We start from the raw sequence: 23,805 nt of genomic DNA, 5'->3' as shown, positions 1-23,805 counted from the left end.
ATCCTGAATTTCGAACTGGAGACTTCACGCATGAATAAGCGCGCCCTCTTGATGGCTCTCGTCGCGACGGGAGCGCTCGGCGCCGCCGCCTGCACGCCCACCGTCCGTGTGAAGGTCGACCCGATCAACATCTACGCCAAGCTGGACGCCGACGTGCGCGTGCGGCTGGACAAGGAAGTCCAGTCGCTGATCCAGCAGAACCCCAACCTGTTCTAAGAGGAGGAACCGACATGATCCGCAAGACGATGACGGTTCTGGCGCTGGGCCTGGCGATGACCGCCGCCGGCGCCAACCTGGCCATGGCCCAGTCGGCCGCCGCCAAGGCCGCCGTGGACGCCGCCAAGTCGGCCGGCACGGTCGGCGAGCAGGCCGACGGCTATCTGGGCATCGTGTCCGGCGGCGACGCCGGACTGCGCTCGGCCGTGGCCGAGATCAACACCGGCCGCGCCGCCGCCTACAAGGACATCGCCGCCAAGACCGGCGTGACCCCTGACGCCGCCGGCCAGGCCACCGCCAAGCAGCTCTACAGCCGCCTGGCGCCCGGCCAGTACTGGAAGCCGCTGGATGGCGGCTGGGTGAAGAAGTAAGGCTCGGCGTCCCTACTTGCCCCCTCCGGATGCTGCGCATCCTCCTCCCCCGGAGGGGGAAGAAGGATCGCGGCGTCTTCTTCCCCCTCCGGGGGAGGAGCGCCGCAGGCGCGGAGGGGGCCAGCAGACCTGGCGACCGCGCGACGCCTCCCCTAAACACGGACCCATGTCCGCCCGCCGCCAACGCCTGCTGCCCTACGCGGCCCTGTTTGGGGCCATCGTCACGCTGTGCGTGGGCACATCGTTCGCCAAGACCCTGTTCCCGCTGATCGGGGCCGAGGGCGTCAGCGCCTATCGGGTCGGCTTCGCGGCCGTGATCCTGCTGCTGGTCTGGCGGCCCTGGCGCCATCCGATCGTCCGCGCCGATCTCGGCAGACTGGCGATCTATGGCGCGGTGATGGGACTGCTGAACCTGAGTTTCTACATGGCCCTGCGCACCATCCCGCTGGGCTTGGCCATCGCCATCGAGTTCGTGGGGCCGCTGGTCCTGGCCGTGGCCAGCTCGCGCAAGCTGATCCACTTTGTCTGGATCGGCCTGGCGGTGCTGGGCCTTGGCCTGCTGCTGCCGATCAATCCGGGCGCGACGCGGCTGGACCCGGTCGGCGTCGGCTTCGCCTGCGCGGCGGCGGTGATGTGGGCGCTCTACATCGTGCTGGGCAAGCGCACCGGCCACCTGCACGCCGGCCGCACGGTGGCGGTGGGCATGGCCGTCGCCGCCCTGATCGTCGCGCCGGTCGGGATCGTCTCGGCGGGAGCGGCGCTGCTCGACCCGAAGATCGCCGCCCTGGGTCTGGTGGTGGCGGTGCTGTCCAGCGCCATCCCCTATTCGCTGGAGATGATCGCCCTGCGAGAAATCCCCAAGCGCAGCTTCGGCGTGCTGCTGAGCGCCGAGCCGGCGGTCGGCGCGCTGGCGGCCCTGGTGATCCTGCACGAGCGGCTGGTCGCGACCCAGTGGCTGGCCATCGCGGCGATCGTCGCCGCGTCGGCGGGGACGATCCTGACGACGCCGGCGGAAGCGTCGATCGAAGACGCGCCGTAAGGCCACGCTTCATGAGCTCGGCATATCAACATGCCTTCCTAGGCCTTGTGCCTAGGACCCATGGTTCAGCTGGCCCTGCCTCGGACGGGCGTGTGCCCACACCGGCGGCGGCCCTCCGTCATTCCCAGAGCCTGGCGCCGCCATGGATCCTCGCCACAAGGGCGAGGAAGGCGGAATTTTGGGTGGGCAATCGCCCAGTACTAGCGACGACCCGCCCCGCCGCGCGCCACGAACCAGCCGTTGCGGAAGCCCTGGTCGGCCTTGCCGTAGGTGAAGGGCGAGCCGTCCGGCTGCAGGAAGGTCCCGCCCGCGGCGGCCAGCACCGCATGGCCCGCGGCCGTGTCCCATTCCATGGTCGGCCCGTGGCGCGGATAGATGTCGGCCGCGCCTTCAGCGATGCGGCACATCTTGATCGAGGAATCCATCGGCGTGCGCAGGTCGAAGCCGTACTGGGCGGCGAGCTCGGCGGCCTTCTCCTCCTTCATGGTGTGACTGACCAGGGCCACGGCCTGGCCGGTCGGCCACGGACGCACCCGGGCCGGCGCTTCCAGGCTGGTCGGCGAGACGCGCTTCATCGCGCCCTCGGCGGTGGTGAACCACACCTCGCCCGTGGCCGGGGCGCAGACGGCGCCGGCGACCGGGACGCCGTTCTCGATCAGGCCGATATTGACCGTGAAGTTCGGATCGCCGCGCACGAAGGCCTTGGTCCCGTCGACCGGATCGACCAGGAAGAAGCGCGACCCGACGCTCTCGGGCGCGCCGAACTCGCTGGCGTGCTCCTCGGAGATGGCGGTGACGCCCGGGAAGACTTCGGCCAAGCGTTGCAGGATCAGGCGCTCGCCGGCCCGGTCGGCCTCGGTGACCGGGCTCTCGTCGGCCTTCTGGGCCACGGCCAGCTCGGTCTTCCAGAACGGCAAGATGATCACCGCCGCTTCCTCGGTGATCTTGGCGAGGACCCGGCCCCAATCCGCAAGGTTTTCGGTCATATCGCTCATTGTCCCCGGGGGTCGTCGCCGACGAAGACCAACCGCACCCGCGTGGCGTCGATGGTCTGCTTGCCGGCGTCTTCGAAATTGACGGTCACGCGATGGCCGATCACCGACTGCACCTGGCCCGGGCCCCAGTCGGGCTGGTCGGGATGGCGCACGAGCACGCCGGGTTCGAGAAACGGATCCATGACGCGCTCCCTGTAGAGCGTGCGCGGGTCCAAGGAAAGCGACCCCGCCACAAAGCCGCCCGACGCCGTCCGGAGATGTTGCATCGTCCGAATGAGTCGGTTTTCGCTTCGAGGCGTTATCGAAGGCCAGACCCATAGCGGGGTCGCGACCGGCGGCGCCCGCTACGGTCTAGTTTGCCAAAATCTCAAATCACGGCAGAGTTCGCCGCCATGACCGACACCGTTTCCGAGACCCCGACCGCCGCGTCCCCCGAAACGGACGTCCAAGGCCCCGACTTCGCCGCCATGCTGGCCGCGCGCCTGTGCCACGACTTCATCAGTCCAGCCAGCGCGATCGTCTCGGGTCTGGACCTGCTGGACGACCCGGCCGCCCAGGACATGCGCGACGACGCCATGAACCTGATCGCCTCGTCGGCCCGCAAGCTGGCCGACCTGCTGCAGTTCACCCGCGTGGCGTTCGGCGCCTCGGCCTCGGCCGAGAACTTCGACAGCCGCGAGCTGGAAAAGCTGGCCCAGGGCGTCTTCGCCCACGTGCGCCCGACCCTGGACTGGCAGATCGAACCGCAGGCGATGAACAAGCCGTCCTCGCGCGCCATCCTCAACATCGCCCAGATTGCCGCCAGCGCCTTGCCGGCCGGCGGGGTGGCCACGGTCAAGGGCGTCGCCGCCGACGGCCGCTTCTCGATCATCGCCGATGCGCTAGGGCCCCGCGCCCGCCTGCGCCCGGAAGTGCTGGCCGGGCTGAAGGGCGAGCCGCTGGCCGAAGGGCTCGGCGGTCCGTGGGTGCAGGCGGCCTATCTGCACGCCCTGGTGCGCGCTGCAGGCGGCCAGATCGCCGTCGAGATCGGCGAGGAACGCGCCTCGATCGCCGCCTGGGTGCCCGCCTAGATTCTTGCGATAAAAGTTACATTTGTCGCAGCCCCTTCCGGGTTTAGGCAAACCGCTCCTTAACCAGACCGCTCCCATGGTGCTCGCCTGGAGTGGAGCGCGCGCCGTGAAGACCTGTCTGGTGGTCGACGACAGCCGGGTGATCCGCAAGGTCGCCCGCCGAGTCCTCGAGGACATCGGTTTCGAGATCGCCGAGGCCGCCGATGGCATGGAAGCCTTGGCGTGGTGCCGCGCGGCCATGCCCGACGCCGTGCTCCTCGATTGGAACATGCCGGTGATGAACGGCATCGAGTTCCTGCGCCTGCTGCGGGCCGAGCCCGGCGGCGCGGCGCCCAAGGTCGTCTTCTGCACGGTCGAGAACAGCGTCGACCACATCCGCGCGGCGCTCGACGCCGGGGCGGACGAATACATCATGAAGCCGTTCGACGGCGACATCATCGAGGCGAAGTTCGCCGAGGCGGGCCTGTTGTGACCCCCGAGGACATGGACCTGCTGGCGGCCCTGGGCCGGGCCCGCGCCGGCGTGCGGGTCGAGACCGAAAAACCCTATCTGATCGAAAGCCGCCTCTCTCCCCTGGCGCGGCGCGAAGGCTTCGACTCGATCGAGGCGCTGATCGCGGCCCTGCGCGCCCAGCGCGAGGAGCGGCTGATCTGGGCCGTGGTCGAGGCCCTGTGCCGCTGCGAGACCACCTTCTTCCGGGGTCGCGAGACCTTCGCCGCCCTGCGCGACGCGGTGCTGCCGGCGCTGTCGCAACGCCGGCCCGAGGCGCCGATCCGGGTCTGGAGCGCCGCCTGCGCCACCGGCCAGGAAGTCTATTCGATGGCCATCGCCGCCGCCGAGGCCCCGAACCTGGCGACCGGCGCGCGATTCGAGTTCTTCGGCTCCGACCTCTCCGAGCGTTGTCTGGAGAAGGCCCAAGCCGGGCTCTACACCCAGTTCGAGGTCCAGCGCGGCCTGCCCATCCGCATGCTGGTCAAGTATTTCGAGAACCAGGACGACACCTGGGCGATTTCGCCACGCATCCGTCAGATGGTGCGCTGGAAGCGGATCAACCTGCTGGCCGACCTGTCGGCCATGGGCCGCTTCGACGTGATCCTGCTGCGCAACGTGCTGCGCGGCATGGACGCGGCCCTGCGCGGCAAGGTCATCGAGGCGCTGGTGTCCCTGCTGCCGCCCGACGGCGTGCTGGTGCTGGACCCCGAGGACGACGTCGCCGCGTTCGACGACATGCTGGCCGCCGCGCCCGGCGGCACGGGAATCTACCTGCGCGACCCGTCCGTGCGAGCGGCCGTCGCCGCATAGGCTTTGGCGGGCGCCCGCGTCACGGCCTCGCCGCCGATAAGGCCGCCCAACGCCTCTCCCAGCTTCATGATCGGCCCGACCGGCGCCGGCGTCACCGCCGCGAAGGCCGGAGCCAGTTTGCGGAACAGGATCGGCGGCGCCTGGGGTCCGACGATCGCCTCGTGCAGGTCCATCAGATCGACCACCTCGCGCGCGGCCTTGCGCCACTGCACCGGCGGGACGATGCCGTGGGGGGCCGGGGCGCGGCAGTCGGAGAAGTCCGGCTTCAACCCGCAGCCGGCCTGGATCGCCGCCTCGACCTCGCGGGCATAGGCCTGGTCGCGGGCCAGGCGGTCGACGTCGACCACCAGGTCGGCTTCGGGCAAGGCCTTCAGATACGAGCGCAGCCACACGGCCAGGAACGCCTGGAACGAGACGCTGGCCGGGGCCCGCTTCAGCTTGCCGCGCACCGCCGCCAGGCGCTCCTCCAGCGTCCCGGCGCCGTCGAAGCGGTGACCCAGCAGGGCGTGCGACAGGTCATCCCCGCCCGCCATCTCCGACAGCAACACATAGTGGCAGAGCTCGAAATAGGTCGGCCGGGGCCGGCGGCGCAGCGAATAGAACGACAGCCACTGCTGCACCGGGTCGCGGACCAGCATCACGTGGAAGCCCCCAAACCGGCGCCGTAGCCAGCCCGCGCGGCCCAGGGTCCGGCAGCAGGCGAAGATCGGCGTCTCACCTCGGGTCCGCGCCGCCTCGACCAGACCTTCCAGATAGGCCTGCTGGGCGAGGTCGCTGGCCTCGGGCTCGATCCAGAATCGGTCGAGGGCGAAACTGGGGTCGAAGTTCCGCAGGCCCCCGGCCGGGTCGAGGGCGACCTCGAACTCCTTCAGATAGGGCTCGGTCCCGCCAGGGTGGCGCAGGCCGCTGTTGTCTGGGGTCTCGGCGCGGAGGGTTTCGGCGCTCACCCGCGCCAGCTGTTCGTGCCAGGGCTCGTAATAGGCGCGCACGCCGGCCAACGCCCGGAAACGATGCCAGACATAGGTGCTGGAACAGCGCCAGCCGCTGTGGACGAAGACGGTCGTGGTCGGTGACGGCAAGCCCCAGAGCCCCTCGAGCAAGAGGCTCGACCTTGGCCTGGTTGTTTTTCAGTCCGATATCGTTCGGACGCCCTTAGGTTGCGGCGGCGAAACAGTTTGTCGACCATGGCAACGTGGCGCGGCAATCCGGCGCGGCCATGAAAAAAGCCCGCCGGAGACACCGGCGGGCTCTTCGATCAAAAGACGAGAACGTCCTACTTGGTGTCCTTGGCCGTATCGCTGACCGCCTTGCCGGCCGACGAGACGTCCTTGCCGGCGCCTTCGACGGTGTTGCAGGCCGCGACCGACAGGCTGGCGGCCAGGGCCGCGAGGATCATAAACTTACGCATGGTCTTCTCCGCTGTTCGCCCCGCAGGGTAGGGAGGAGGGGGCGGTTGAATAACTGCCCCCAGGAAACGTGAGCGGCGAAGCTAGGTTCCGGGATCGACGGCCAGGGGCGTGGGGAAGATCAGGCGCACGGTCAGGCCGCGCGGTTCCTGGGTCTCGAACGACACCTTGCCGCGCAGCTGCCGGGCGAAGGCGGTCATCAGGGTGCGCCCCACCCCGCCGCCCAGGGTCTCGGCCGCGCCAGGCCCGTCGTCGCTGATCGACAGCTCGGCTTCCTCGCCGCGCACGTGGAAGCCGACCGACAGAATGCCGCCGTTCGGGCCGAAGGCGTGCTTCTGGGCGTTGGTGATGGCCTCGACCGCGAACAGGGCGATCGGAGCGAGGCGGTCGGGATCGATGACCAGCGGGTCGGCATGGACCTCGGTCCGCACCAGCGGCGAGGTGCTCATGTCGTTGGCCAGCAGCTGGGCCGTCAGCTCCTCCAGGAACGGCCGCAGGTCGACGCGCTTGAGGTCCGGCCCCTGGTAGAGGGCGCGATAGATCTGGGCCAGGGCGGTGATCCGCTGGCGGGTGTCGTTCATCGCCGCCTTGGCGGCCGGGTCAGCCAGGGCCCGCTGCTGCATGTTCAGCAGCGAGGTGATGATCTGCAGGTTGTTCTTCACCCGGTGGTGGATTTCGCGCATCAGCGCGTCCTTCTCGGCCAGGCTGTCCATCAGCGAGGCGTCGCGGGTGACGATGGTGCCGGCCATGGCGTCGAGGGTGGCGGCCAGTTCGCGGATCTCGGGCGGCGCGCGCTCGGCCTGCAGGGGACGGACGGTGAAGCGGCCGCGGGCGTAGATCGCCGCCACGCGCTGCAGATAGACGATCCAGCGGATCACCCCGCGCTCGGCGGCGTACCAGACCGCCGCCAGGCCCAGCGCGAAAGCCATCACCGGCAAGAGCAGCCGCGAGATCGGGTTGAGCCACGCCCACGACAGCAGGGCCGGCGCCGGGACCGACAGGATCACGAAGACGTCGTCGTCGACCAGGGGCGCGGCCGAATAGGTGCGGGGCCGGTTCTGGATGTCGCGACCGTTCCACAGGGCCGAGCCGTCCTTGGCCGCCTCGGTCCGCCACCGGCTGGCCACCGAGGCGAAGGCGCGGGGATTGGTGGCCGCGAAGACCTGGCCGTGGGAGTCCGTCAGGGCCACCTCGGCGCCCTCGGGCATGAAGCGGTTCGCGGTCTCCAGCTTGAGGTCGGTCAGGGTCAGGACGGCCGCCATGGCGCCCTCGAAATGGTCGGGCGTGCCGGCGCGCACGGCGGCCAATACCGCCGGCTCGTTGGCGTAGGCCGCGCCCGGGACGCTGGCCACCACGATCGGGTCGCCGTTTCGCAGAGACTGGAACCACGGCCGCGCGCCGCGCTGGATGTCGTAGGGCGTAGTCGCCGCGGCGCAGGCCACCCGGCCGCGCGCGTCGAAGCGGATCAGGTTGGCGTAGCCCGTCAGGCGGGCGCGGACGTCGGCCAGCCGCTGGGCGCATTCCAGGCCCACCGAGCCGGGACCCAGCGTCTGGAGCAGCACCCCGGCCGCCTCGATCCTGGCCCGGGCGATGGTGGCGCTGTGACCGGCGGCCAGCTCCAGGCTCTGCCGCCGCGCGTCGGCCTCCGCCCGGAAGGCGAAGATCGACTGCAGCACGCCAAGCAGCAGCACGGGCAGCAGCGCCACGAACAGGGCGACGGCCAAACGGACTCGAATCGATGTCACCGCCTGCGCGGCGCGGCCCGCCAGGGCGTTCACCGAAGGGAGCTCAGTCGCTCCGCGTCGGCCAGGATCGCATGCATCGCGTCACCGGCCGAACCGCCGTCGCGATCGTAGGCGCCGGCTTCGAGAATGGCTTGAAGAGCCCGACGCGCGCGGCTCACCCGGCTCTTCACCGTGCCGACGGCGCAGCCGCAGATATCGGCGGCCTCCTCGTAGGCGAAGCCGCCGGCCCCGACCAGGATCAGGGCTTCGCGCTGCTCGGCCGGCAGCATGGCCAGGCCCAGGCGCAGCTCGTCGAGCGCGACAGGGGCCTCGGGATCGTCGACCGCCACCAGGGTCCGCTCGGCGGCTTCCTGGTCCAGCTGGCTCTGGCGCCAGCTGCGGCGCTTCTCGGAATAGAACTGGTTGCGCAGGATCATGAAGGTCCAGGCCTTCATGTTGGTGCCCAGCTGGAAACTGGCGCGGGCGTCCCAGGCCTTCATCATGGCGTCCTGGGCCAGGTCGTCGGCGGCCGTCGGGTCGCCCGTCAGGGTGCGGGCGAAGGCGCGCAGATGCGGAATCAGCGTGACCAGCTCGCGTTTGAAGGCGACGTCACGGACGGGATCAGGCGCCGAGCGGCCGACTTGCGGTTCGCTCATGCTCATCGACCTCCCGCCGGCGGCTCGGCCTTGCGCAGAATGTCGAGAAACTCGTCGGGCACCGGCTCGTTGACGACCTCGTCGAACATCTGCCGCAGCTTCACCCCGATCGCCTGTTGCCGCAGGCGCGCTTCGTCCAGCGCCGCGGCGCTTTTGCGTTTATCTTCCATGGGTACGTGTTCGATCATGTCCTCGACACCGAAATTCATCGGCGTCCGCCCCCTTTGGCCGAATGTGTTTCCGCCAGACGACAACGTGGTTTTCCGTACCGGGTTCCATAAGCTTGGGCATAGGATGTCAAAATTCGTCGGTTTGCGGAACCGCTCAGTTGAGGGGACGTTATCGAGCTTCGACGGAACGGCGTAGCTTCGCCGTTCGTTTAGTGATTTTCGAACACCGCATCGGGAGGGGTCATGAGTCTTCTTGCTCGGCTGGCGCCGCATCTGCCTTACATCCGTCGCTACGCCCGCGCCCTGACCGGCGATCAGACGACCGGCGATCACTATGTCCGCGTGGCGCTGGAAGCCCTGGCGGCGGGCGAGCGCGCGCTGGACGCCGATCTGTCGCCGCGCGTGGCGCTGTATCGCGTGTTCCACGCCATCTGGCTCAGCTCCGGCGCCCAGCTGGAAGCGCGCCGCGAGGACGGCGGCACGGCCGGCGATGACGCCGCCCAACGCCTGATGCGGATCGCCCCGCGCTCGCGCCAAGCCTTCCTGTTGACGGCGCTCGAGGGATTCACCCCTTCGGAGGCCGCCCAGATCCTGGATTGCGACTTCGGTGAAGTCGAACGCCTGATCTCGGACGCCCAGGCGGAAATCGACGCCGAACTGGCCACCGACGTCCTGATCATCGAGGACGAACCGGTGATCGCCGCCGACATCGAGGCGCTGGTCCGTGAACTGGGCCACGAGGTCACCGACATCGCCGCCACCCGCGGCGAGGCGGTCGAGGCCGTCGCCCGCCGCACCCCGGGCCTGGTCCTGGCCGATATCCAGCTGGCCGACGGCTCGTCGGGCATCGACGCGGTCAAGGACATCCTGGGCCGGATGGACGTGCCGGTGATCTTCATCACCGCCTTCCCCGAACGCCTGCTGACCGGCGAGCGCCCGGAGCCGACCTTCCTGATCACCAAGCCCTTCCAGCCGGAAACGGTGAAGGCGGCGATCGGCCAGGCGCTGTTCTTCCATCCCAGGCGGACCCGCACCAAGGCCGCCTGATCCAGGCACCTCCCGAACGCTCCAAGAAACGGCCTTCCGAAAGGGAGGCCGTTTTTCGTTGTTGGTCTCTTCCTTCTCCCCTTGCGGGAGAGGGGAGTCGGTTCGGCGCATGAAAAAGGGCGACCTCCTCTCAGGAGACCGCCCTCAACCTGAACACTGGCGCGAGCGCTAAGGCGTCTGGCGGGCCGGGGTTTGCGGCGTGTCGTAGCGCTGGGCCTCGGCCGGCGTCTTGGCGCCATTGTGGACCTCGACAGCCGCCAGGTCCTTGGCGCGGTAGGTCCAGGCCCCGAACAGGGCCAGCGCCGCCAGGACGGTCGAGATGACCAGAACCCAGAAAACGTGGCGGCCCCAGCGGCCCTGGCGGGCGCGGGTGGCGTTCAGGCGCTGGCCGGAATCGGCCTGGCCCTGATGATGAATGTCGGCGGGCATGATGTCCTACCTCCTATGGAGTCCAGTACTCGGCGGCGTGCGCCCGCTCGCGACCCTGAAACGCCTGCACCATCCCGGCGGAGGCGGCGATCGCCGCGATCACGACGAGGGCCATGGCGCGCGTGCGCATTCTTTTTTGACGCCGTGACGGCGTCGAAACCAAAACAGTCCCGCCATGCTCGGCTACATAAGTCCGGATCACGACGTCTCTCCCCTGCCCCGACGGACCTCGTGTCCGCCTGGGATTTCAACGTTTCGGAGCCTTGGCCGTTCCCACGCCGCCGGCCTCGGAACCCGGCGGAGCCCGCGCAAAAAAAATCGCGCGGGGCGGGAACCCATCGCGCGGCTTGTCGTTTTCATCTTGCGAAGGCGGCGACGCCCCCCCGACTTGAGGCTGGCGACAGCCAGCCTGCCGCCTTCGCACCCCCCTTTGTTGATGCGAACTCAGGCGGACCGGTCCTTACCGGCCCGCCTTTCTTCTGGCTGGCGACCCGGCTGCGCTACCGGGGAGTCTCCAGGTCGAACAGGATGTCCGCGCGCCGGCGCAGCGGCGCCGTCGCGCCCGAGGCGGCCACCGCCCCGGCGTCGCCCACGGCGGCCCTGTCGATCTCCACTTTGGCGAAGCCCGCCTTGGCGAGGGCGTTGGACACCGTCTCGGCTCTACGCCGGGACAGGATCAGATTGGCCTCGGAGGTCCCGACGGCGTCGGCCAGGCCGATCACCCGCACCAACTTGACGTCACAGCCCTTGGCCTGGGCGCGCGCGTTGGCCAGCACCATGCGGGCCTCGGGGATCAGGGCGGCGGAATCCTGCTCGAAATAGACCGAGGACTGGAAATCGCCGCAGCTGGGCGGCGCGACCGCGACGGGTTTGCGCAAGGTGCGCCAGGGGCCTTGAGTCTCCGCACAGCCAGCCAAGGCCAGCACGGCGCCGCCCCCGATCGCCATCGCGACCACCCCGAACTTCGTCGTCTTCATCCAACCCTCCTCCAACCCGCGAACACCAAAAAGGCGATCGGCCAGGCCGATCGCCTTTCAAGGGGCGTCGTCGCCTTCTCCCGCTTAGTAGCGCGAGCTGCCGTCTTCCCAATAGTAACGACCGCTGCGGGAATCGTAATAGTAGTAACGGCCCGCGCGCTCGTCATAATATTGGCGGCGATTGACGCTGGTCGCGCCGCAGCCGCCGTCCTCGCGGCAACCCTTCACCGCGCCGGCGGTGCCGCCGATCGCCGCGCCGATGGCCGCGCCCGTCCCGGCGCTGCCGCTGCCCACATTGTTGCCGATCACGGCGCCGGCCAGGGCGCCCAGGGCGGCGCCGCCGGCGGCGTTACGCTCTACATTGCCGGTCGAGGTGCACGCCGCGGCGAGCACACCCACGCCCATCAGGGCGATCATGGTCGTCTTCATCTTGGCTCTCCGTTCCGAGCTGTCCCCTGCCGAGCCAAACGGTCGCCGGGTCGCGCGGTTCCGTTCGCAAGCGGAACCATGGCCCGCTTCGGGCCGTTGCGTCCGTGAGTTTTTCCAGGGGGATCGCGTGCGCCGCATCGATGTCGTCGCCAATGTCGCGTCCGGTTCGGTCGGCCCCGCCGCGCCCGAGATCGCCGAGCGCCTGCTGGCGGAACATGGCGTGTCGGGCGTCGTCCACGCCCCCCAGCCCGCCGAACTGGTCGATTGCCTGCGGTCGGTGATCGACTCCGCGCCGGACGCGGTGCTGATCCTGGCCGGCGACGGCACGGCCCGGGCGGCGGCCGAGATGGCCGGGCCCGACGGCCCTCTGATCGCGCCCCTGCCGGGCGGGACCATGAACATGCTGCCCCGCGCCCTCTATGGCGAGCGCGATTGGGAGGCGGCGATGACGGCGTGCCTGGAGGGCGGCGAGGCCCGGATGATCTCGGGCGGCGAGGTGGGAGGACGCCTGTTCTTCGTCGCCGCCATCCTGGGCAGCCCCGCCCTGTGGGCCACGGCCCGCGAGGCGGCGCGCGACGGCCGGTTGGACATCGCCCTGGCCCGCGCCCGCCGCGCCTTCCGCAACGCCTTTTCCGGCCGCCTGCGGTTCGCGCTCGATGGCCGCCCCAGGATGAAGGCCGAGGCGCTGACCTTGATGTGCCCGCTCGTCTCGAACGCCCTCGACGCCGAGGAGCGGGCCCTGGAAGCCGCCGCGCTCGATCCCTCCAGCGCGCTGGACGTCTTCCGCCTCGGCTTCAACGCCGCGCGAGGCCAGTGGCGGGAGGACCCGTCGGTGGCGGTCGGCCGCTGCCGGATCGGCAAGGTGTGGGCCAGGGGACGGATCCCGGCGATCTTCGACGGCGAGCCCGCGCGGCTGGATCCCGAGGTGTCGATCCGTTTCCGGCCCAAGGCGTTCCGCGCGCTGGTCCCGCCCGACGGTGAGTGACCGATGAAGCTGATACAGGTCTCCGACATCCATTTCGGCGGCGAGAACAAGGACGCCGTCGAGGCGGCCACGGCCTGGATCAACGCGGCCGCGCCCGACCTGGTCGTCGCCGCCGGCGACCTGACCCTGGACGGCAAGGTCCCGGAGTTCGACGCCGCCGCCGCCTGGCTGGCCCGCCTGCCCGATCCGATGATCGTCGTGCCGGGCAATCACGACACGCCGTTCGTGGGCCTCGGCGAGCTGTTCGAGCGCTTTACCCGCCCGTGGCGGCGTTTCACCGACCGGTTCGGGACCGAGGACGGCGCGGCCTGGCGCGGAGACGGCGTCACCGTCTGCTCGCTGAACAGCGCCCGCGCCGCCCAGATCCGCTGGAACTGGTCGAAGGGCGCGGTGGCGCGCGACCAGATCAAGCGCGTGGTCCGCGAGCTGCGCGCCGCGCCGGCCGGCGACCTGCGGATCGTGGTCTGCCACCATCCGCTGATGGAGATCCTGGGCGGGCCGATGACCGCCAGGGTCCGCGGCGGTGTCGACGCGGCCAACCGCTTCGTCCAGGCCGGCGCCGACGTCATCCTGTCGGGACACATCCACCTGCCGTTCGTCACCGCCATCCCGTTCGGCGACGGCAAGACCCAGGCGGTCGGCTCGGGCACCCTGTCGCTGCGCGAACGCGGCGCGGCCCCGGGGTTCAACGTGATCGAGGTCGAGCCCGGCTGCGTGCGGGTGGCCGCCATCGCCTATGAGCGCGGCAAGTTCGACGTCTGGCGCACCTGGTCGTTCGATCGCCGGACCCGAGCGCAAAACGAAAACGGCGCGGCCGAAGCCGCGCCGCTCGCGCTGTAGATATCCCGCTCGCCTACGGCGCGCCGCCACGACCTCGGAAGAGGTGGGTGACCAGCGACACCAGGAACAGGATCAGGAAGACGTAGAACAGGATCTTGGCGATCCCCATCGCCGTCCCCGCGATGCTGGTGAAGCCCAGCAGGGCGGCGATCAGGGCGATCACCAGGAAGGTCACGGCCCAATTCAGCATTGGCCTCTCCGGATTGGCCCCAGATGCCGGGGCGGTTGTCTCGATCGCGGCCTCACGGCCCCGCTTCGAGACAACGCACCCGACTCCCGGGCGTTCCGGAGCGTGGCAAAGCCTATTCCGGAGCCGGATAGGCCCAGCCCGGGGCGCCCGCCTTGGCGGCCGCGTACTGGCTGTCGGCCAGGGTCCAGTTCGGCAGGTTGTCGAAGAAGGCTTCCAGGAACGCCTTACGGACGTTCTGGTAGTCCAGGTAGTAGGCGTGCTCCCAGACGTCGGCGACCAGCAGGGCGGTCACGCCGTGGGTGACCGGGCTATCGGCGTCGTGGGTCGAGATGATCTTCAGGGCGCCCGAGGCGTCCGAGACTAGCCACACCCAGCCCGAGCCGAAATGGCCGATGCCTTCGGCGACGAACTTTTCCTTCAGGCCGGCGAGGCCGCCGAAGGTGGAGTCGATGGCGGCGGCCAGCTCGGCGCCCGGGGCGGTCTTGGTCGGGCTCATGCCGTCCCAGAAGAAGGCGTGGTTCCAGGCCTGGGCGGCGTTGTTGAACACCTTGCCGGGGCCGGCGCTCTTGATGACGTTTTCCAGCGAGCCCCGGTCGTCGCCGTTCAGCAGGCCGTTCAGGGCCGTGACATAGGCCGCGTGGTGCTTGTCATGGTGGAAATGGAGGGTGTTGGCGGAGATCGTCGGCTCCAGCGCGTCGTAGGCGTAGGGCAGGTCCGGCAGCTTGTACATGATCACTCCATGGGAAGGCGTTCCCATGGAGGGAGGAGGTGGGAACGCGCGGAAGGCATCTAGAACGCGCGGGGCGAAAGCGTAAGCGGTTTCGCGAGCCCGACACGCTCAACTTTAGTTGAGAAATTCCCTTTGAAACTTGGGGTTTCCAGGAAATCTGCGAACGCAAAACGCCGCCGAGAGGGCCCGGCGGCGGTCGGCGATCAGAATAACGCGCGATCAGCGCTGAGGTGGCTTCGGATCCAAAAAGGCCTTAGCGACGGCGGCGGTCAGGGTCGGGTTCTTCAGGGCGAAGATCCCGGCGGCCAGGCCAATGCCGATCGACATGATCGGCCGATCGCGGACGATCTCGACGATCTTGCCGGTCATGTCGAAGCTCTGCGGCGGGGCCTGCGGGCCGCGATGGCCCTCGACCTTGCGCGCGGCGATCATGCCGGCGACCGCGACGATCAGGGCCGCGACGGCCGCGACGATCGCGGCCGCGCCCGCGGGCGAGACCAGCGGGACCAGCACGGCGTAGATCGCGAAGGCGGCGGAGACGACGCTGACCGCGGCGGCGGCGGCGATCGCCGCGGCCGCCGCCAGCGTCATGAGGGTCTTTTCGAAGATCACCGGTTGTTGCTACGGCCGCCGGCGAGCAGGAGACCGATCAGCACGCCCACGCCCAGGCCGGCCATGGTGGCGGTGATCGGACGTTCACGGACCCGCTCGGAGACATAGCGCTGGGCGTCTTCCAGCTGCTGGCCGGCGGTGTCGGTATAGGCGCGGCTCTGGGCGCGCAGGGTCTCGAAGCCCTCGGCGACCGACTTCTCGACGCGCTTGGCGGCCTCGGTCAGCTGGGCGCGAGCGATGTCGGCGGCCTGAGCGAAGCTGCGCTCGGCGTGCTCGACGGCTTCCAGGGTGGCGCCCTTGGCCTTGTCGGCTTCCTTGGCGGCGGGATTCAGGGAATTGGCGGGCATGGTCATCTCCTGTTCGCGACGCGACCGACTGCGAGAAGAAATCTGGGCGCGGAAGCTGCGCCCCGTCAACGCCGAGCTTAGCGCCGCGGTTCCACGATACTCAAGGTCGGCGGGCCGCACCACAAGCGAATCCCGAAGGGGCGCCGGAAGCCGATCCAAAGCCGCTCGCGCCAAACGCGAAGCGGGTCTAAGGTCGAATCATGGAGGACGCCCCCATCGTCAGCGACGACCGCCAGGAAGCCGCCCGTCTCAAGGCCTTGAAGGCCTTGGACATCTTGGATGGCGCGACCAACGAACCGCAATTTCTGAGGTTCGCGCGCGTCGCCGCCAAACTGTTCGACGCCCCGAAGGCCGCGGTCGCCCTGGTCGACGCCGATCGGGTCTGGCGCAAGGCCTATGTCGGCTACGCCAGCCCCGAGAGCCCGCGCCAGGACGATCTGGCCGCCCAGGTGGTCGCCGCCAACGGTCCGGTCGGCCTGGCGGTTCCGATCCGCGACGGCGAGGGCCACGTGCTGGGCGCCCTGGTCGTCGAGGGTCCGGGCGCCAGCGGCCCCGCCTCGGACGACGACCTCCAGGCGCTGGAGGATCTGGCCGACCTCGCCGCCGCCAGCCTCGCGGCCGAGCCTTGCGCGGCTCACAACTTGGAAAGCGAGCGCCTGAACCTGGCCATCGCCGCCGCCAGCCTCGGCGAGTTCGAGTGGGACATCAAACGCGACGTCTTCAAGATCAGCCCGCGCCTCGCCGATATTTCCAACATTCCGCCCGGCGAGATTCCCGGCGAGAACGGTCAGGCGCTGTATCGCTTCCTGCATCCCGACGACCAGGAATGGGTGCGCGAGTCGATCACCGAACAGCTGCGGGAGACCGGCCGCTACGACGCCGAGTATCGCCGCCCCAACGGACCGGACGGCCGCGAGGTTTGGAACCACGGCTCCGGCGTCATCCTGCGCGGCGAGGACGGCGAGCCGGCCTATCTGATCGGCGTCGTCCAGGACGTCACCGAGCGCCGGGCCGAGGAAGAGCAGCGCGAGAACCTGGTCCTGGAGCTGGACCACCGCATCAAGAACCTGCTGGCCGTCGTCCAGTCGGTGGCGGCCCAGTCGGCGCGCAAGTCGGCCTCGCTGGACGTGTTCCTGAAAACCTTCGCCGGGCGGCTGAAGTCGATGAGCTCGGCCCATGACCTGCTGACCGCGGCCCGCTGGCGCGGCGCGACCCTGGCCCGCATCGCCGCCGCCGAGCTGGGCGGCCTGGCGCCGACCCAGACCCGCTGGGACGGGCCGGAGCTGTTCCTCACGCCCCGCGCCGCCTCCGCCCTGTCGCTGGCGCTGCACGAGCTGGCGGTCAACGCGATGCGCTACGGCTCGCTGTCCACCGAGAACGGCAAGGTCGAGGTGGTCTGGCGGCGCACGCCGGACGGCGGCTTCGCCCTGGAGTGGCTGGAGACCGGCGGTCCGCCGGCCAATCCGCCTCAGACCAAGGGCTTTGGCGCCACCTTGATCGAAGAGGTGGCCGGCCGCGAGCTCGGCGGCTCGGCCAAGATCAATTACCGGCCCAGCGGCGTCACCGCCATGATCCAGGGCGCGGCCGAGGCCCTGGCCGACGCCCCGCCGATCGAGCCGGTCAGCGCCGCCCCGGAACGCATCGTCGAGACCGTGGTCGCCGCCGACGAGACCATCCGCTCGGGCGCCATCGCCGGTCTGAAAGTGCTGATCGTCGAGGACTCGCTGCTGCTGGCGCTTGAACTGGAAGCGGGGCTCGAGGACGCCGGCGTCGAGGTGGTCGGTTGCGCGGCCGAACTCAGCGAGGCCCTGTCGATGGTCGAGCTGGACTTCGACGTCGCCGTGCTGGACGCCGACCTGAACGGCCAGTCGGTCGCCCCGGTCGCCGAGATCCTGCGCACCATGGGCCGCCCGTTCGTGTTCGCCACCGGCTATGCCGACAAGGCCGCCCCGATGGGCTTCGACGCCCCGATCGTGCGCAAGCCCTACAACGTCCACCAGATCGCGCGGGCGGTGGCCGGGGTCACGGGGCGGGTTTAGGGCGCTGAACCAGATACTCCCCCGCGCTGCGGGGGAGCTGTCGCGGAGCGACTGAGGGGGCGAGCTGGACGCTTGCCGCGCTAGCCCCCTGCGGCCCTTTGGGCCACCTCCCCCGCAACGCGGGGGAGGATCTTGAACTCACACCACCCCCTTCGTCCGCAGCCGCTCGACCGCCTCGACGCTCATCCCCGCCACCTCGGTCAGCACCGCGTCCGTATGCTCCCCGAGCGTCGGCCCCGGCCAGCGCACCCCGCCGGGCGTTTCGCTGAGCTTCGGGAAGGCGTTCTGCATCTTGATCGCGCCAAACACCGGATGCGGCACGGTCACGATCGACTCCCGCGCGACGAACTGCGGATCCTCGATCATGTCCGGCGCGCGGTAGATGCGGCCGGTGGCCAGGCCCGCCGCCTCCAGCCGGGGCAGCAGGTCCTCGATCTCGTGGTCGGCGGTCCAGGCGGCGATGCGGGCGTCGAGCTCGCCCTGGTGGGCGCCCCGAGCGGCGTGGTCGCGGTAGCGGGGATCCTCGGCCAGGTCCGGCCGACCCATCAGGTCGCACAGCCGCTTGAACAGGGTGTCCTGGTTGGCGCCGATCAGGACGAGCTCGCCGCTCTTGGTCGGATAGACGTTGGACGGCGCGATGCCCGGCAGCACCGCCCCCGAACGCTCGCGGACATAGCCGGTCAGGTCGTATTCGGTGATCAGGTTCTCCATCACCGTCAGCACGCTCTCGTAGATCGCCGCGTCGACCACCTGGCCCTGGCCGGTGCGCTGACGGGCGTGCAGGGCCATCATCACCCCAAGGGCGGCGTTCAGGCCCGACAGGCTGTCGCCGATCGAGATGCCCGCCCGGGCCGGCGGCCGGTCGGGTTCGCCGGTGATGTGGCGCAGGCCGCCCATGGCCTCGCCGACCAGGGCGTAGCCGGCCCGCTTGGCGTAGGGGCCTGTCTGGCCAAAGCCGGAGACCCGCGCCATCACCAAACCGGGATTGGTCTTGGCCAGGGCCTCGTAGCCCAGGCCCCACTTCTCCAGCGTGCCGGGGCGGAAGTTCTCGACCACCACGTCGGCCTTGGCGATCAGGGCGCGGGCGACGTCGCGGCCCTCGTCCGTCCGTAGGTCGATCGTCACCGATTTCTTGTTGCGGCCGATCACCGGCCACCAGGGCGACAGGCCCTGCGGCTTGGACCGCCCCCACTGGCGCATCGGGTCGCCGACCTTGGGATCCTCCAGCTTGATCACCTCGGCCCCGAAGTCGCCCAGCACCTGGCCGCAGAAAGGCCCGGCGATCAGCGAGCCCATCTCGATCACCCGCAATCCAGCCAGTGGCCCCTGTGTCATTTGACGATCTCCCCCCGGAACCGTTCACGGCCCCGTGATGTTTTGTCGATCACACGGCGCAGCGCGACGCCGAGTCTTCCACGACCTCTAAGAAAATCGCGCAGGGAAAGACAGAGCCATGACCCGTCACATTCTCATAGTCAGCGCCGCCGTCGCCGCCCTCAGCCTGGCCGCCTGCGGCCAGAAGGCCGACGAAACCAAGGGCGCCGCCACCCCGGCCGAGCAGGCCGCGACCCCGGACGCCAACCCCGCCGCCACCGTTCCGACCCCGTCGGACGAGACCAAGGCCGACGTCTTCGTCGCCAAGGCCGCGGCCAGCGACATGTTCGAGATCGAGGCCGCCAAGGTCGCCGCCAAGCGCTCGACCAACCCGTCGATCAAGAAGTTCGCCGCCGAGATGGAAAAGGCCCACACCAAGACCACCGAGGAGCTGAAGGCCGCCATCGCCGCCTCGGGCGCTTCGATCACGCCGCCGACCGCCCTGCCGGCCGATTTGCAGGAGGACCTGGACGACCTGAACAAGGCCGACGCCAAGGACTTCGACAAGAAGTACGCCGACAGCCAGGTCGACGCTCACCAGGCCGCCCTGAACCTGCTGCAGCGCTACGCCCAGGACGGCGACACCGCCGCCATCAAGGCTTTCGCCGCCGCCACGGCCCCCAAGGTCCAGGAACACCTGAACATGGCCGAGGGTCTGAAGAAGGGCTTCGACACCGGCGAGGACGTGGCCAAGGACAAGGCCGCGCACTAGCGCCCCTCTCCGCTGTCATCCCGGCCAAGCGCGAAGCGCGCCGAGCCGGGACCGCCGGAAGCTCCGAGTTTGCGGCGGTCCCGGCTCTCCGCTGCGCTGCGGCCGGGATGACAGCTTTTTTACGGGATGGCGTAGGCGACCGTCGCCTTGGCGGCGGCCCGCTCGCGCCCTTCCGTCCACAACAGCACGTCGGCCGTCGCGATGCGGCGGCCGAGCTTGAGCAGGGTGGCCTCCGCGAAGAGGTCGCCCGGCTTGCATCCGCGCAGGAAGTGGATGTTCAGCGAGGTCGTGACCGCCATGGCCACCTCGCCGATGTGCGCCAGGACCAGCGCATAGGCCGCCACGTCCGCCAAGGCCATCAGGGTCGGACCCGAGATCACCCCGCCTGGCCGCAGCTGCCGGCTGGCATAGGGCAGCCTGAGCAGCACGCGCCCTGGCTCGACTTCTTGGACCCGAGCCATGTTGTCGCGATCCGCCTCGGGAAAGGCCCGCCAAAGGAACGCGTTCAACGCGTCCGCGTCCATCTGGATCGCTGGCCCGTCTATCATCCGCCGACCTTGGCCGTGTTGTCGTCGCCGTTGCGGTCGATCACCGTGTTGTAGGGATCGATGCCCGCGAACTTCGGAGCCTTGGCCGTCGTGAAGGTGAAGGTCTGCACGCCCGAGCGGATCGGCCGGCGCTCGTAGGCCACCACCGCCTTGGCGTCGAAGCCCTTCTTGCCCGGTTCGGCCGTGAACAGGCCGATGTCCATGGTCTCGTTCAGGGCGGCCGGCGTCTCCTTGCCCTTGCCGTCGGCGTACTTCTTCTGGGCGTCGACCGTGACCGTGACGTCGAACCTGCCGTCGGCGCGCTTCTTGACCGACGCGCTCTTGGTCTTCAGGTCGTAGAGCGTGATTTTCTCGAATAGGTCGGTGATCAGGGCCTGCTTGTCGGCCGGCGCCTCGGCGCGGAGGATGGTCAGGAAGTCGGTGGTGATCGGATAGGGCGCGCCCTTGAAGGCGTGGTCGGCGATCAGCTTGCGCAGGGCGCGGTTGACGGTCTCCTCGCCCAGCTCGCTCTGCAGTCGGTACATGACCAGCGAGCCCTTGCGGTAATAGACGTAGGGCTGGTTCTCGACCCGGGCCAGCGGCTGTTCGTCGATGACGTCGCCGCCGCGCGCCCGCAGATAGCTGTCCAGCTCGAACTTCAGGAACTTGCGGATCTGGGCCTCGCCATAGGTTCGCTTCATCACCATCAGGGCCGAGTACTGGGCGAAGGTCTCGCTCAGCATCGCCCCGCCCTGCTGGTCGGCGCCGATCACCTGGTGGGCCCACCACTGGTGGCCGATCTCGTGGGCGCCGACATAGGTGACCATGTCGATCTTGGTCGGGTCGCGGTAGTCGGAGATGAAGAACATCCCTTCTGACCACGGGATGGTGTTGGCGAACGACTGGGCGAACTGCGCGTAATCCGGGAACTCCTGGAAGCGCAGCTGGCGGAACTGGTAGGGGCTGAAATTGGCCTGGAAATAGTCCAGCGACCGCTTCATCGCGGTCTTCATCCGCTCGATGTTCCAGGTGTGCTGGGCGTCGTAATAGACCGCCAGCTGGACACCCTTGTAAGTCTCGGTCGCCACCCGGTAGCGGGCCGACTGGATCGAGACGAATGGCATGATCGGCGCCTCGGTCACGAAGCGGGCGATCCTGCGGCCGTTCTTGACCGTGTCCGAGACCTTGTAGCCCGGCGCGACCGGCGTCTGATCAGCCTCGGTCGTCACGGTGATGTCGGAGCTGACGAAGTCGGCGTCCTTGCGCAGGCCGTTGAACTGGCGGGACGGGATGTCGCCCAGCTTGGCCATGCGCCGCTCGGGCGGCAGGCCGTACTTGCGGCGCTTGGCGCGATCTTGCAGCAGCCCGTCGCGGGCCATGCCCAGGATCGGCGCGATCTCCATGTTGTTGACGAACGTGCCGTTGTCGACGACCCGCTGCTCCTGGTCGCTGTTGGGGAAGCCGCGCTGGGCCCGCAGGGTGATGAAGCTCATCTTGCGCTGCTCGCCCGGCGCCATCGGCGTGTCGAAGGCGAAGATCCGGTAGTTGAACTTCTCGTAGGTCTTCTTGGGCCGCGCGCCCTCGATCGACAGGCCCTTCACGTCGAGGTCGCGATCGAAGCGGACGTGGATTTCCTTCAGCGCCTGACCGGTGCGGTTCTCAAGCACGTACGAGCCCTTGGTCTCGATGCTGGGCGCGTGCGGCTGCAGATCGACGTCCAGGGTCATGGCGACGATCTTGGGCTGGGGCGTGTTCTCGAACGGCAGCAGGGTCTTTTCGTAGTCGGCCTGCCACTTCTCGTTGTCGATCTTGGTGCGGTACGGATTCCAGATGTTGGTGTTCAGGTAGATGAAGCCGCCGAGCGCCACGAAGACGGCCAGGGACGAAGCCAGCAGGATCCCGGCCTTGCCGCGCAGCCGGACCGGCAGGCGACGCAGGCGCGGCAGCAGCCGGCTCTCGGTCCCGCGCCGCCACAGGCCATAGGCCAGCACCAGCAGGATCAGGGCGAAGGCGGTCCAGTAGGCGCGCAGCCACCAGGCCCCGATCCAGAACTTGCCGAGGCCATTCATGTCCGAGAATGGCGTGTCGGTTGTGGCGCCGTAGTTGTAGAGCTTGTGCTCGAAGCCCAGGTTCACGAACGTGATGGTGGTGACCATGTAGATCACCATCAGGCCCCAGCCGATGAACTTGTGCGGGCTGATCGCCTGCAGGAATACGGCCAGCACCGCCAGCAGGATGAAGTCCACCGACTGCGGCAGCACGTACCAGATCAGGTACTTGTCGAGCTCGAACTTGAAGTAGCCGTGGAACACCTGGCTGAGGATCGCCGCGATCACGCTGACCAGCAGGGTCGAGACCAGCACCAGGCCGATGGCCACGGTCTTGGGCGCCACGAAGGCCCAGTCGGGCACGGGGGTGGCGTCGATGATCTCGTGGGTCTTCCGCTCGCGCTCGCGCCAGACCAGCTCGCCCGAATAGTAGATGGCGATGATCATCGGGATCAGGCCGAACGAGCCCAACAGCGGCTGCAGCAGCACGCGGGTCACCGGATAGACGACGCCGCCGTAGCGGCCCGCCTCGGTGGCGAACCACAGCGCGCCCATGGCGTTGGCCAGGCCCAGGGCCAGCAGCACGAAATAGGCCGGGCTCTTGAACACCTGGCCCATGTCGAGGCGGGTGCGGACGACCAGTTGAGCCCAGGCGGTCTTGCGGTCGAAGTTCGGCCGCGGCAGTGGGCCGCTGGCGATCGACGGCGGAGCCTCGTCCTCGGCCCTGACCTTGCCCTTCTTGATCTTCTTCCGGCCGGACAGTTCGACCGACTGGAAGCGGAACAGGCCGTAGGCCAGGGCCAGGAAGCCGGTCGACAGGGCCAGGACGAAGACGCGGTTGAACAGCAGGGCCCCGGCCAATGGCGGGGTCAGGCTGTTGCGCTCGCTGGCGGTCCAGTACTTGGTGACCAGGCCATAGGCGGCTGTGCCCAGGGGCTCCCAATAGGCTGCGACCTTCTCGTATTCGGGTCGATCCAGCGCGATGTTGGCGATGATCCAGAGGACCATGAAGGCGATCACGCCGACATAGGTCCACATCATCGAGCGGGTGATGGTGGCCAGGGCGAAGAAGAGCGCCGAGGTCAGCAGGATCGAGGGCAGGGCCAGGGCGAAGTAGGAGAACAGATAGGCGTGGAGATCGTTGGGCCCGAGCCGCTCGGGGTCGACCCACGGCATGAACGAGCCGATCCAGATCGCCAGCGGCACGACCAGGAACGAGATCGCCGCCGCCAGGTAGGCTCCCGTGAAGCGGCCGTACAGATAGTCGAACTTGCGCACCCGGGTGGAGCGCAGGATCGGCCCAAAGCCGGTCTCGTCGTCGCGCACCACCACATTGGCCACGAAGGCCGTGGTCACGAACATGTAGAAGAGCGACAGGATCAGGTGGGTCTGGGCGATCGCGAACGGGGCGTTCTTGTGGATGTTGCCGCCGCCGCCGATGCGGATCTGATCGATCGTCGCCGCCCCGAAGGTCAGCAGGAAAAAGATGGTCGCCACCACCCAGAAGATGGGCGACTTCAGCTGGTAGCGGAGCTCGAAGCCCGCGATCTTGCGAAACATCGCGCCGCTC

General features: G+C 69.0%; 29 protein-coding genes and 1 pseudogene. 11 read left to right on the top strand and 19 right to left on the bottom strand.

The features are described from left to right. The first annotated feature begins 30 nt into the window (after positions 1 to 30). The 3 genes from ASC70_RS20895 (at position 31) to ASC70_RS20885 (ending at position 1,626) form a co-directional block, all read left to right on the top strand. Positions 31 to 216: a YnbE family lipoprotein gene (locus ASC70_RS20895; protein WP_047403823.1), complete on the top strand. Its 186-nt coding sequence runs from the start codon at positions 31 to 33 to the stop codon at positions 214 to 216. A gap of 14 nt (positions 217 to 230) precedes the next feature. After that, positions 231 to 587: a YdbL family protein gene (locus ASC70_RS20890; RefSeq protein ID WP_056054075.1), complete on the top strand. Its 357-nt coding sequence runs from the start codon at positions 231 to 233 to the stop codon at positions 585 to 587. A 166-nt stretch (positions 588 to 753) separates the two neighbouring features. Further along, complete coding sequence (locus ASC70_RS20885) at positions 754 to 1,626, top strand: DMT family transporter (RefSeq protein ID WP_056054072.1); 873 nt, start codon at positions 754 to 756, stop codon at positions 1,624 to 1,626. Positions 1,627 to 1,826: 200 nt separating this feature from the next. On the opposite strand, the gene cysQ is transcribed toward ASC70_RS20885, so the two are convergent. Further along, positions 1,827 to 2,621 carry a 3'(2'),5'-bisphosphate nucleotidase CysQ gene (gene cysQ / locus ASC70_RS20880; RefSeq protein ID WP_056054070.1) on the bottom strand — a complete coding sequence of 265 codons (795 nt, stop codon included), beginning with the start codon at positions 2,619 to 2,621 and terminating at the stop codon, positions 1,827 to 1,829. After that, positions 2,618 to 2,803: a DUF3553 domain-containing protein gene (locus ASC70_RS20875; protein ID WP_056054067.1), complete on the bottom strand. Its 186-nt coding sequence runs from the start codon at positions 2,801 to 2,803 to the stop codon at positions 2,618 to 2,620. The genes cysQ and ASC70_RS20875 overlap by 4 nt, the downstream gene beginning before the upstream one ends. A gap of 210 nt (positions 2,804 to 3,013) precedes the next feature. On the opposite strand from ASC70_RS20875, the gene chpT reads away from it, so the two are divergent. The 3 genes from chpT to ASC70_RS20860 all read left to right on the top strand — a co-directional run bounded on the left by chpT (position 3,014) and on the right by ASC70_RS20860 (position 4,993). Then, the gene (gene chpT / locus ASC70_RS20870; protein WP_056054064.1) at positions 3,014 to 3,691 is read left to right on the top strand and encodes a histidine phosphotransferase ChpT; all 678 of its coding nucleotides are present in this window, start codon (positions 3,014 to 3,016) and stop codon (positions 3,689 to 3,691) included. A 76-nt stretch (positions 3,692 to 3,767) separates the two neighbouring features. After that, the gene (locus ASC70_RS20865; protein WP_162247253.1) at positions 3,768 to 4,163 is read left to right on the top strand and encodes a response regulator; all 396 of its coding nucleotides are present in this window, start codon (positions 3,768 to 3,770) and stop codon (positions 4,161 to 4,163) included. Further along, positions 4,160 to 4,993: a protein-glutamate O-methyltransferase CheR gene (locus tag ASC70_RS20860; protein WP_056054061.1), complete on the top strand. Its 834-nt coding sequence runs from the start codon at positions 4,160 to 4,162 to the stop codon at positions 4,991 to 4,993. Before ASC70_RS20865 ends, ASC70_RS20860 begins: the two co-directional genes overlap by 4 nt. Here ASC70_RS20860 and ASC70_RS20855 read toward each other — a convergent pair. The 5 genes from ASC70_RS20855 to ASC70_RS20835 all read right to left on the bottom strand — a co-directional run bounded on the left by ASC70_RS20855 (position 4,951) and on the right by ASC70_RS20835 (position 8,967). After that, positions 4,951 to 6,072, bottom strand: coding sequence for a hypothetical protein (locus tag ASC70_RS20855; protein ID WP_056054120.1), 1,122 nt, complete (start codon positions 6,070 to 6,072; stop codon positions 4,951 to 4,953). The two genes, ASC70_RS20860 and ASC70_RS20855, sit on opposite strands and share 43 nt — an antisense overlap. Before the next feature lie 194 nt (positions 6,073 to 6,266). Next, the gene (locus ASC70_RS20850) at positions 6,267 to 6,401 is read right to left on the bottom strand and encodes an entericidin A/B family lipoprotein (protein ID WP_047403834.1); all 135 of its coding nucleotides are present in this window, start codon (positions 6,399 to 6,401) and stop codon (positions 6,267 to 6,269) included. Positions 6,402 to 6,482: 81 nt separating this feature from the next. Beyond that, a complete protein-coding gene (locus ASC70_RS20845; protein WP_056054060.1) occupies positions 6,483 to 8,177 on the bottom strand; it encodes a sensor histidine kinase in 1,695 nt (564 codons plus the stop codon). Next, positions 8,174 to 8,779 carry a sigma-70 family RNA polymerase sigma factor gene (locus ASC70_RS20840; RefSeq protein ID WP_047403837.1) on the bottom strand — a complete coding sequence of 202 codons (606 nt, stop codon included), beginning with the start codon at positions 8,777 to 8,779 and terminating at the stop codon, positions 8,174 to 8,176. The genes ASC70_RS20845 and ASC70_RS20840 overlap by 4 nt, the downstream gene beginning before the upstream one ends. 2 nt (positions 8,780 to 8,781) lie before the next feature. Further along, a complete protein-coding gene (locus ASC70_RS20835; protein ID WP_081612907.1) occupies positions 8,782 to 8,967 on the bottom strand; it encodes a NepR family anti-sigma factor in 186 nt (61 codons plus the stop codon). Between the two features lie 225 nt (positions 8,968 to 9,192). Here ASC70_RS20835 and ASC70_RS20830 point away from each other — a divergent pair, with 225 nt between their 5' ends. Then, positions 9,193 to 9,996: a response regulator gene (locus tag ASC70_RS20830; RefSeq protein WP_047403839.1), complete on the top strand. Its 804-nt coding sequence runs from the start codon at positions 9,193 to 9,195 to the stop codon at positions 9,994 to 9,996. Positions 9,997 to 10,164: 168 nt separating this feature from the next. On the opposite strand, the gene ASC70_RS20825 is transcribed toward ASC70_RS20830, so the two are convergent. The 4 genes from ASC70_RS20825 to ASC70_RS20815 all read right to left on the bottom strand — a co-directional run bounded on the left by ASC70_RS20825 (position 10,165) and on the right by ASC70_RS20815 (position 11,831). Next, positions 10,165 to 10,425, bottom strand: a complete 261-nt coding sequence (locus tag ASC70_RS20825; protein WP_056054057.1) for a hypothetical protein — start codon at positions 10,423 to 10,425, stop codon at positions 10,165 to 10,167. A 13-nt stretch (positions 10,426 to 10,438) separates the two neighbouring features. Then, a complete protein-coding gene (locus ASC70_RS25120; RefSeq protein WP_156136695.1) occupies positions 10,439 to 10,627 on the bottom strand; it encodes a hypothetical protein in 189 nt (62 codons plus the stop codon). Between the two features lie 298 nt (positions 10,628 to 10,925). After that, positions 10,926 to 11,402, bottom strand: coding sequence for an OmpA family protein (locus ASC70_RS20820; protein WP_047403841.1), 477 nt, complete (start codon positions 11,400 to 11,402; stop codon positions 10,926 to 10,928). An 84-nt stretch (positions 11,403 to 11,486) separates the two neighbouring features. Next, a complete protein-coding gene (locus tag ASC70_RS20815) occupies positions 11,487 to 11,831 on the bottom strand; it encodes a YMGG-like glycine zipper-containing protein (RefSeq protein WP_047403842.1) in 345 nt (114 codons plus the stop codon). Positions 11,832 to 11,958: 127 nt separating this feature from the next. On the opposite strand from ASC70_RS20815, the gene ASC70_RS20810 reads away from it, so the two are divergent. Both ASC70_RS20810 and ASC70_RS20805 read left to right on the top strand, forming a co-directional pair. After that, the gene (locus tag ASC70_RS20810) at positions 11,959 to 12,816 is read left to right on the top strand and encodes a diacylglycerol kinase family protein (RefSeq protein ID WP_056054054.1); all 858 of its coding nucleotides are present in this window, start codon (positions 11,959 to 11,961) and stop codon (positions 12,814 to 12,816) included. Between the two features lie 3 nt (positions 12,817 to 12,819). Beyond that, positions 12,820 to 13,656 carry a metallophosphoesterase gene (locus ASC70_RS20805; RefSeq protein WP_056054051.1) on the top strand — a complete coding sequence of 279 codons (837 nt, stop codon included), beginning with the start codon at positions 12,820 to 12,822 and terminating at the stop codon, positions 13,654 to 13,656. A 13-nt stretch (positions 13,657 to 13,669) separates the two neighbouring features. On the opposite strand, the gene ASC70_RS24640 is transcribed toward ASC70_RS20805, so the two are convergent. The 4 genes from ASC70_RS24640 to ASC70_RS20790 form a co-directional block, all read right to left on the bottom strand. Next, positions 13,670 to 13,846 carry a DUF1328 domain-containing protein gene (locus ASC70_RS24640; RefSeq protein WP_047403845.1) on the bottom strand — a complete coding sequence of 59 codons (177 nt, stop codon included), beginning with the start codon at positions 13,844 to 13,846 and terminating at the stop codon, positions 13,670 to 13,672. Positions 13,847 to 13,958: 112 nt separating this feature from the next. Next, positions 13,959 to 14,579 carry a superoxide dismutase gene (locus ASC70_RS20800; protein ID WP_082539564.1) on the bottom strand — a complete coding sequence of 207 codons (621 nt, stop codon included), beginning with the start codon at positions 14,577 to 14,579 and terminating at the stop codon, positions 13,959 to 13,961. Positions 14,580 to 14,795: 216 nt separating this feature from the next. Continuing rightward, a complete protein-coding gene (locus ASC70_RS20795; protein WP_047403847.1) occupies positions 14,796 to 15,188 on the bottom strand; it encodes a hypothetical protein in 393 nt (130 codons plus the stop codon). After that, positions 15,185 to 15,535, bottom strand: a complete 351-nt coding sequence (locus ASC70_RS20790; protein WP_047404102.1) for a hypothetical protein — start codon at positions 15,533 to 15,535, stop codon at positions 15,185 to 15,187. Before ASC70_RS20790 ends, ASC70_RS20795 begins: the two co-directional genes overlap by 4 nt. Positions 15,536 to 15,735: 200 nt before the next feature. Here ASC70_RS20790 and ASC70_RS20785 point away from each other — a divergent pair, with 200 nt between their 5' ends. After that, positions 15,736 to 17,574, top strand: a complete 1,839-nt coding sequence (locus ASC70_RS20785; protein ID WP_056054045.1) for an HWE histidine kinase domain-containing protein — start codon at positions 15,736 to 15,738, stop codon at positions 17,572 to 17,574. 138 nt (positions 17,575 to 17,712) lie between these two features. On the opposite strand, the gene ASC70_RS20780 is transcribed toward ASC70_RS20785, so the two are convergent. Beyond that, complete coding sequence (locus tag ASC70_RS20780; RefSeq protein ID WP_056054042.1) at positions 17,713 to 18,909, bottom strand: CaiB/BaiF CoA-transferase family protein; 1,197 nt, start codon at positions 18,907 to 18,909, stop codon at positions 17,713 to 17,715. 118 nt (positions 18,910 to 19,027) lie between these two features. On the opposite strand from ASC70_RS20780, the gene ASC70_RS20775 reads away from it, so the two are divergent. Then, positions 19,028 to 19,660, top strand: coding sequence for a DUF4142 domain-containing protein (locus tag ASC70_RS20775; protein WP_047403851.1), 633 nt, complete (start codon positions 19,028 to 19,030; stop codon positions 19,658 to 19,660). Here ASC70_RS20775 and ASC70_RS25700 read toward each other — a convergent pair. The 3 genes and pseudogenes from ASC70_RS25700 to ASC70_RS20765 form a co-directional block, all read right to left on the bottom strand. Beyond that, positions 19,657 to 19,776: pseudogene (locus tag ASC70_RS25700) on the bottom strand (hypothetical protein); the annotation flags it as partial. The gene ASC70_RS20775 and the pseudogene ASC70_RS25700 sit on opposite strands and share 4 nt — an antisense overlap. 3 nt (positions 19,777 to 19,779) lie before the next feature. Continuing rightward, positions 19,780 to 20,208, bottom strand: a complete 429-nt coding sequence (locus tag ASC70_RS20770) for a PaaI family thioesterase (protein ID WP_056054039.1) — start codon at positions 20,206 to 20,208, stop codon at positions 19,780 to 19,782. Continuing rightward, complete coding sequence (locus ASC70_RS20765) at positions 20,205 to 23,795, bottom strand: M1 family metallopeptidase (protein ID WP_056054036.1); 3,591 nt, start codon at positions 23,793 to 23,795, stop codon at positions 20,205 to 20,207. Before ASC70_RS20765 ends, ASC70_RS20770 begins: the two co-directional genes overlap by 4 nt. Positions 23,796 to 23,805 lie beyond the last annotated feature (10 nt).

The sequence above is a fragment of the Caulobacter sp. Root343 genome, from assembly GCF_001425745.1.
In the GTDB taxonomy this organism is placed as follows: domain Bacteria; phylum Pseudomonadota; class Alphaproteobacteria; order Caulobacterales; family Caulobacteraceae; genus Caulobacter.
The sequence above is the reverse complement of the archived record's forward strand: the minus strand, read 5'-3'. Positions and strand labels throughout refer to the sequence as shown.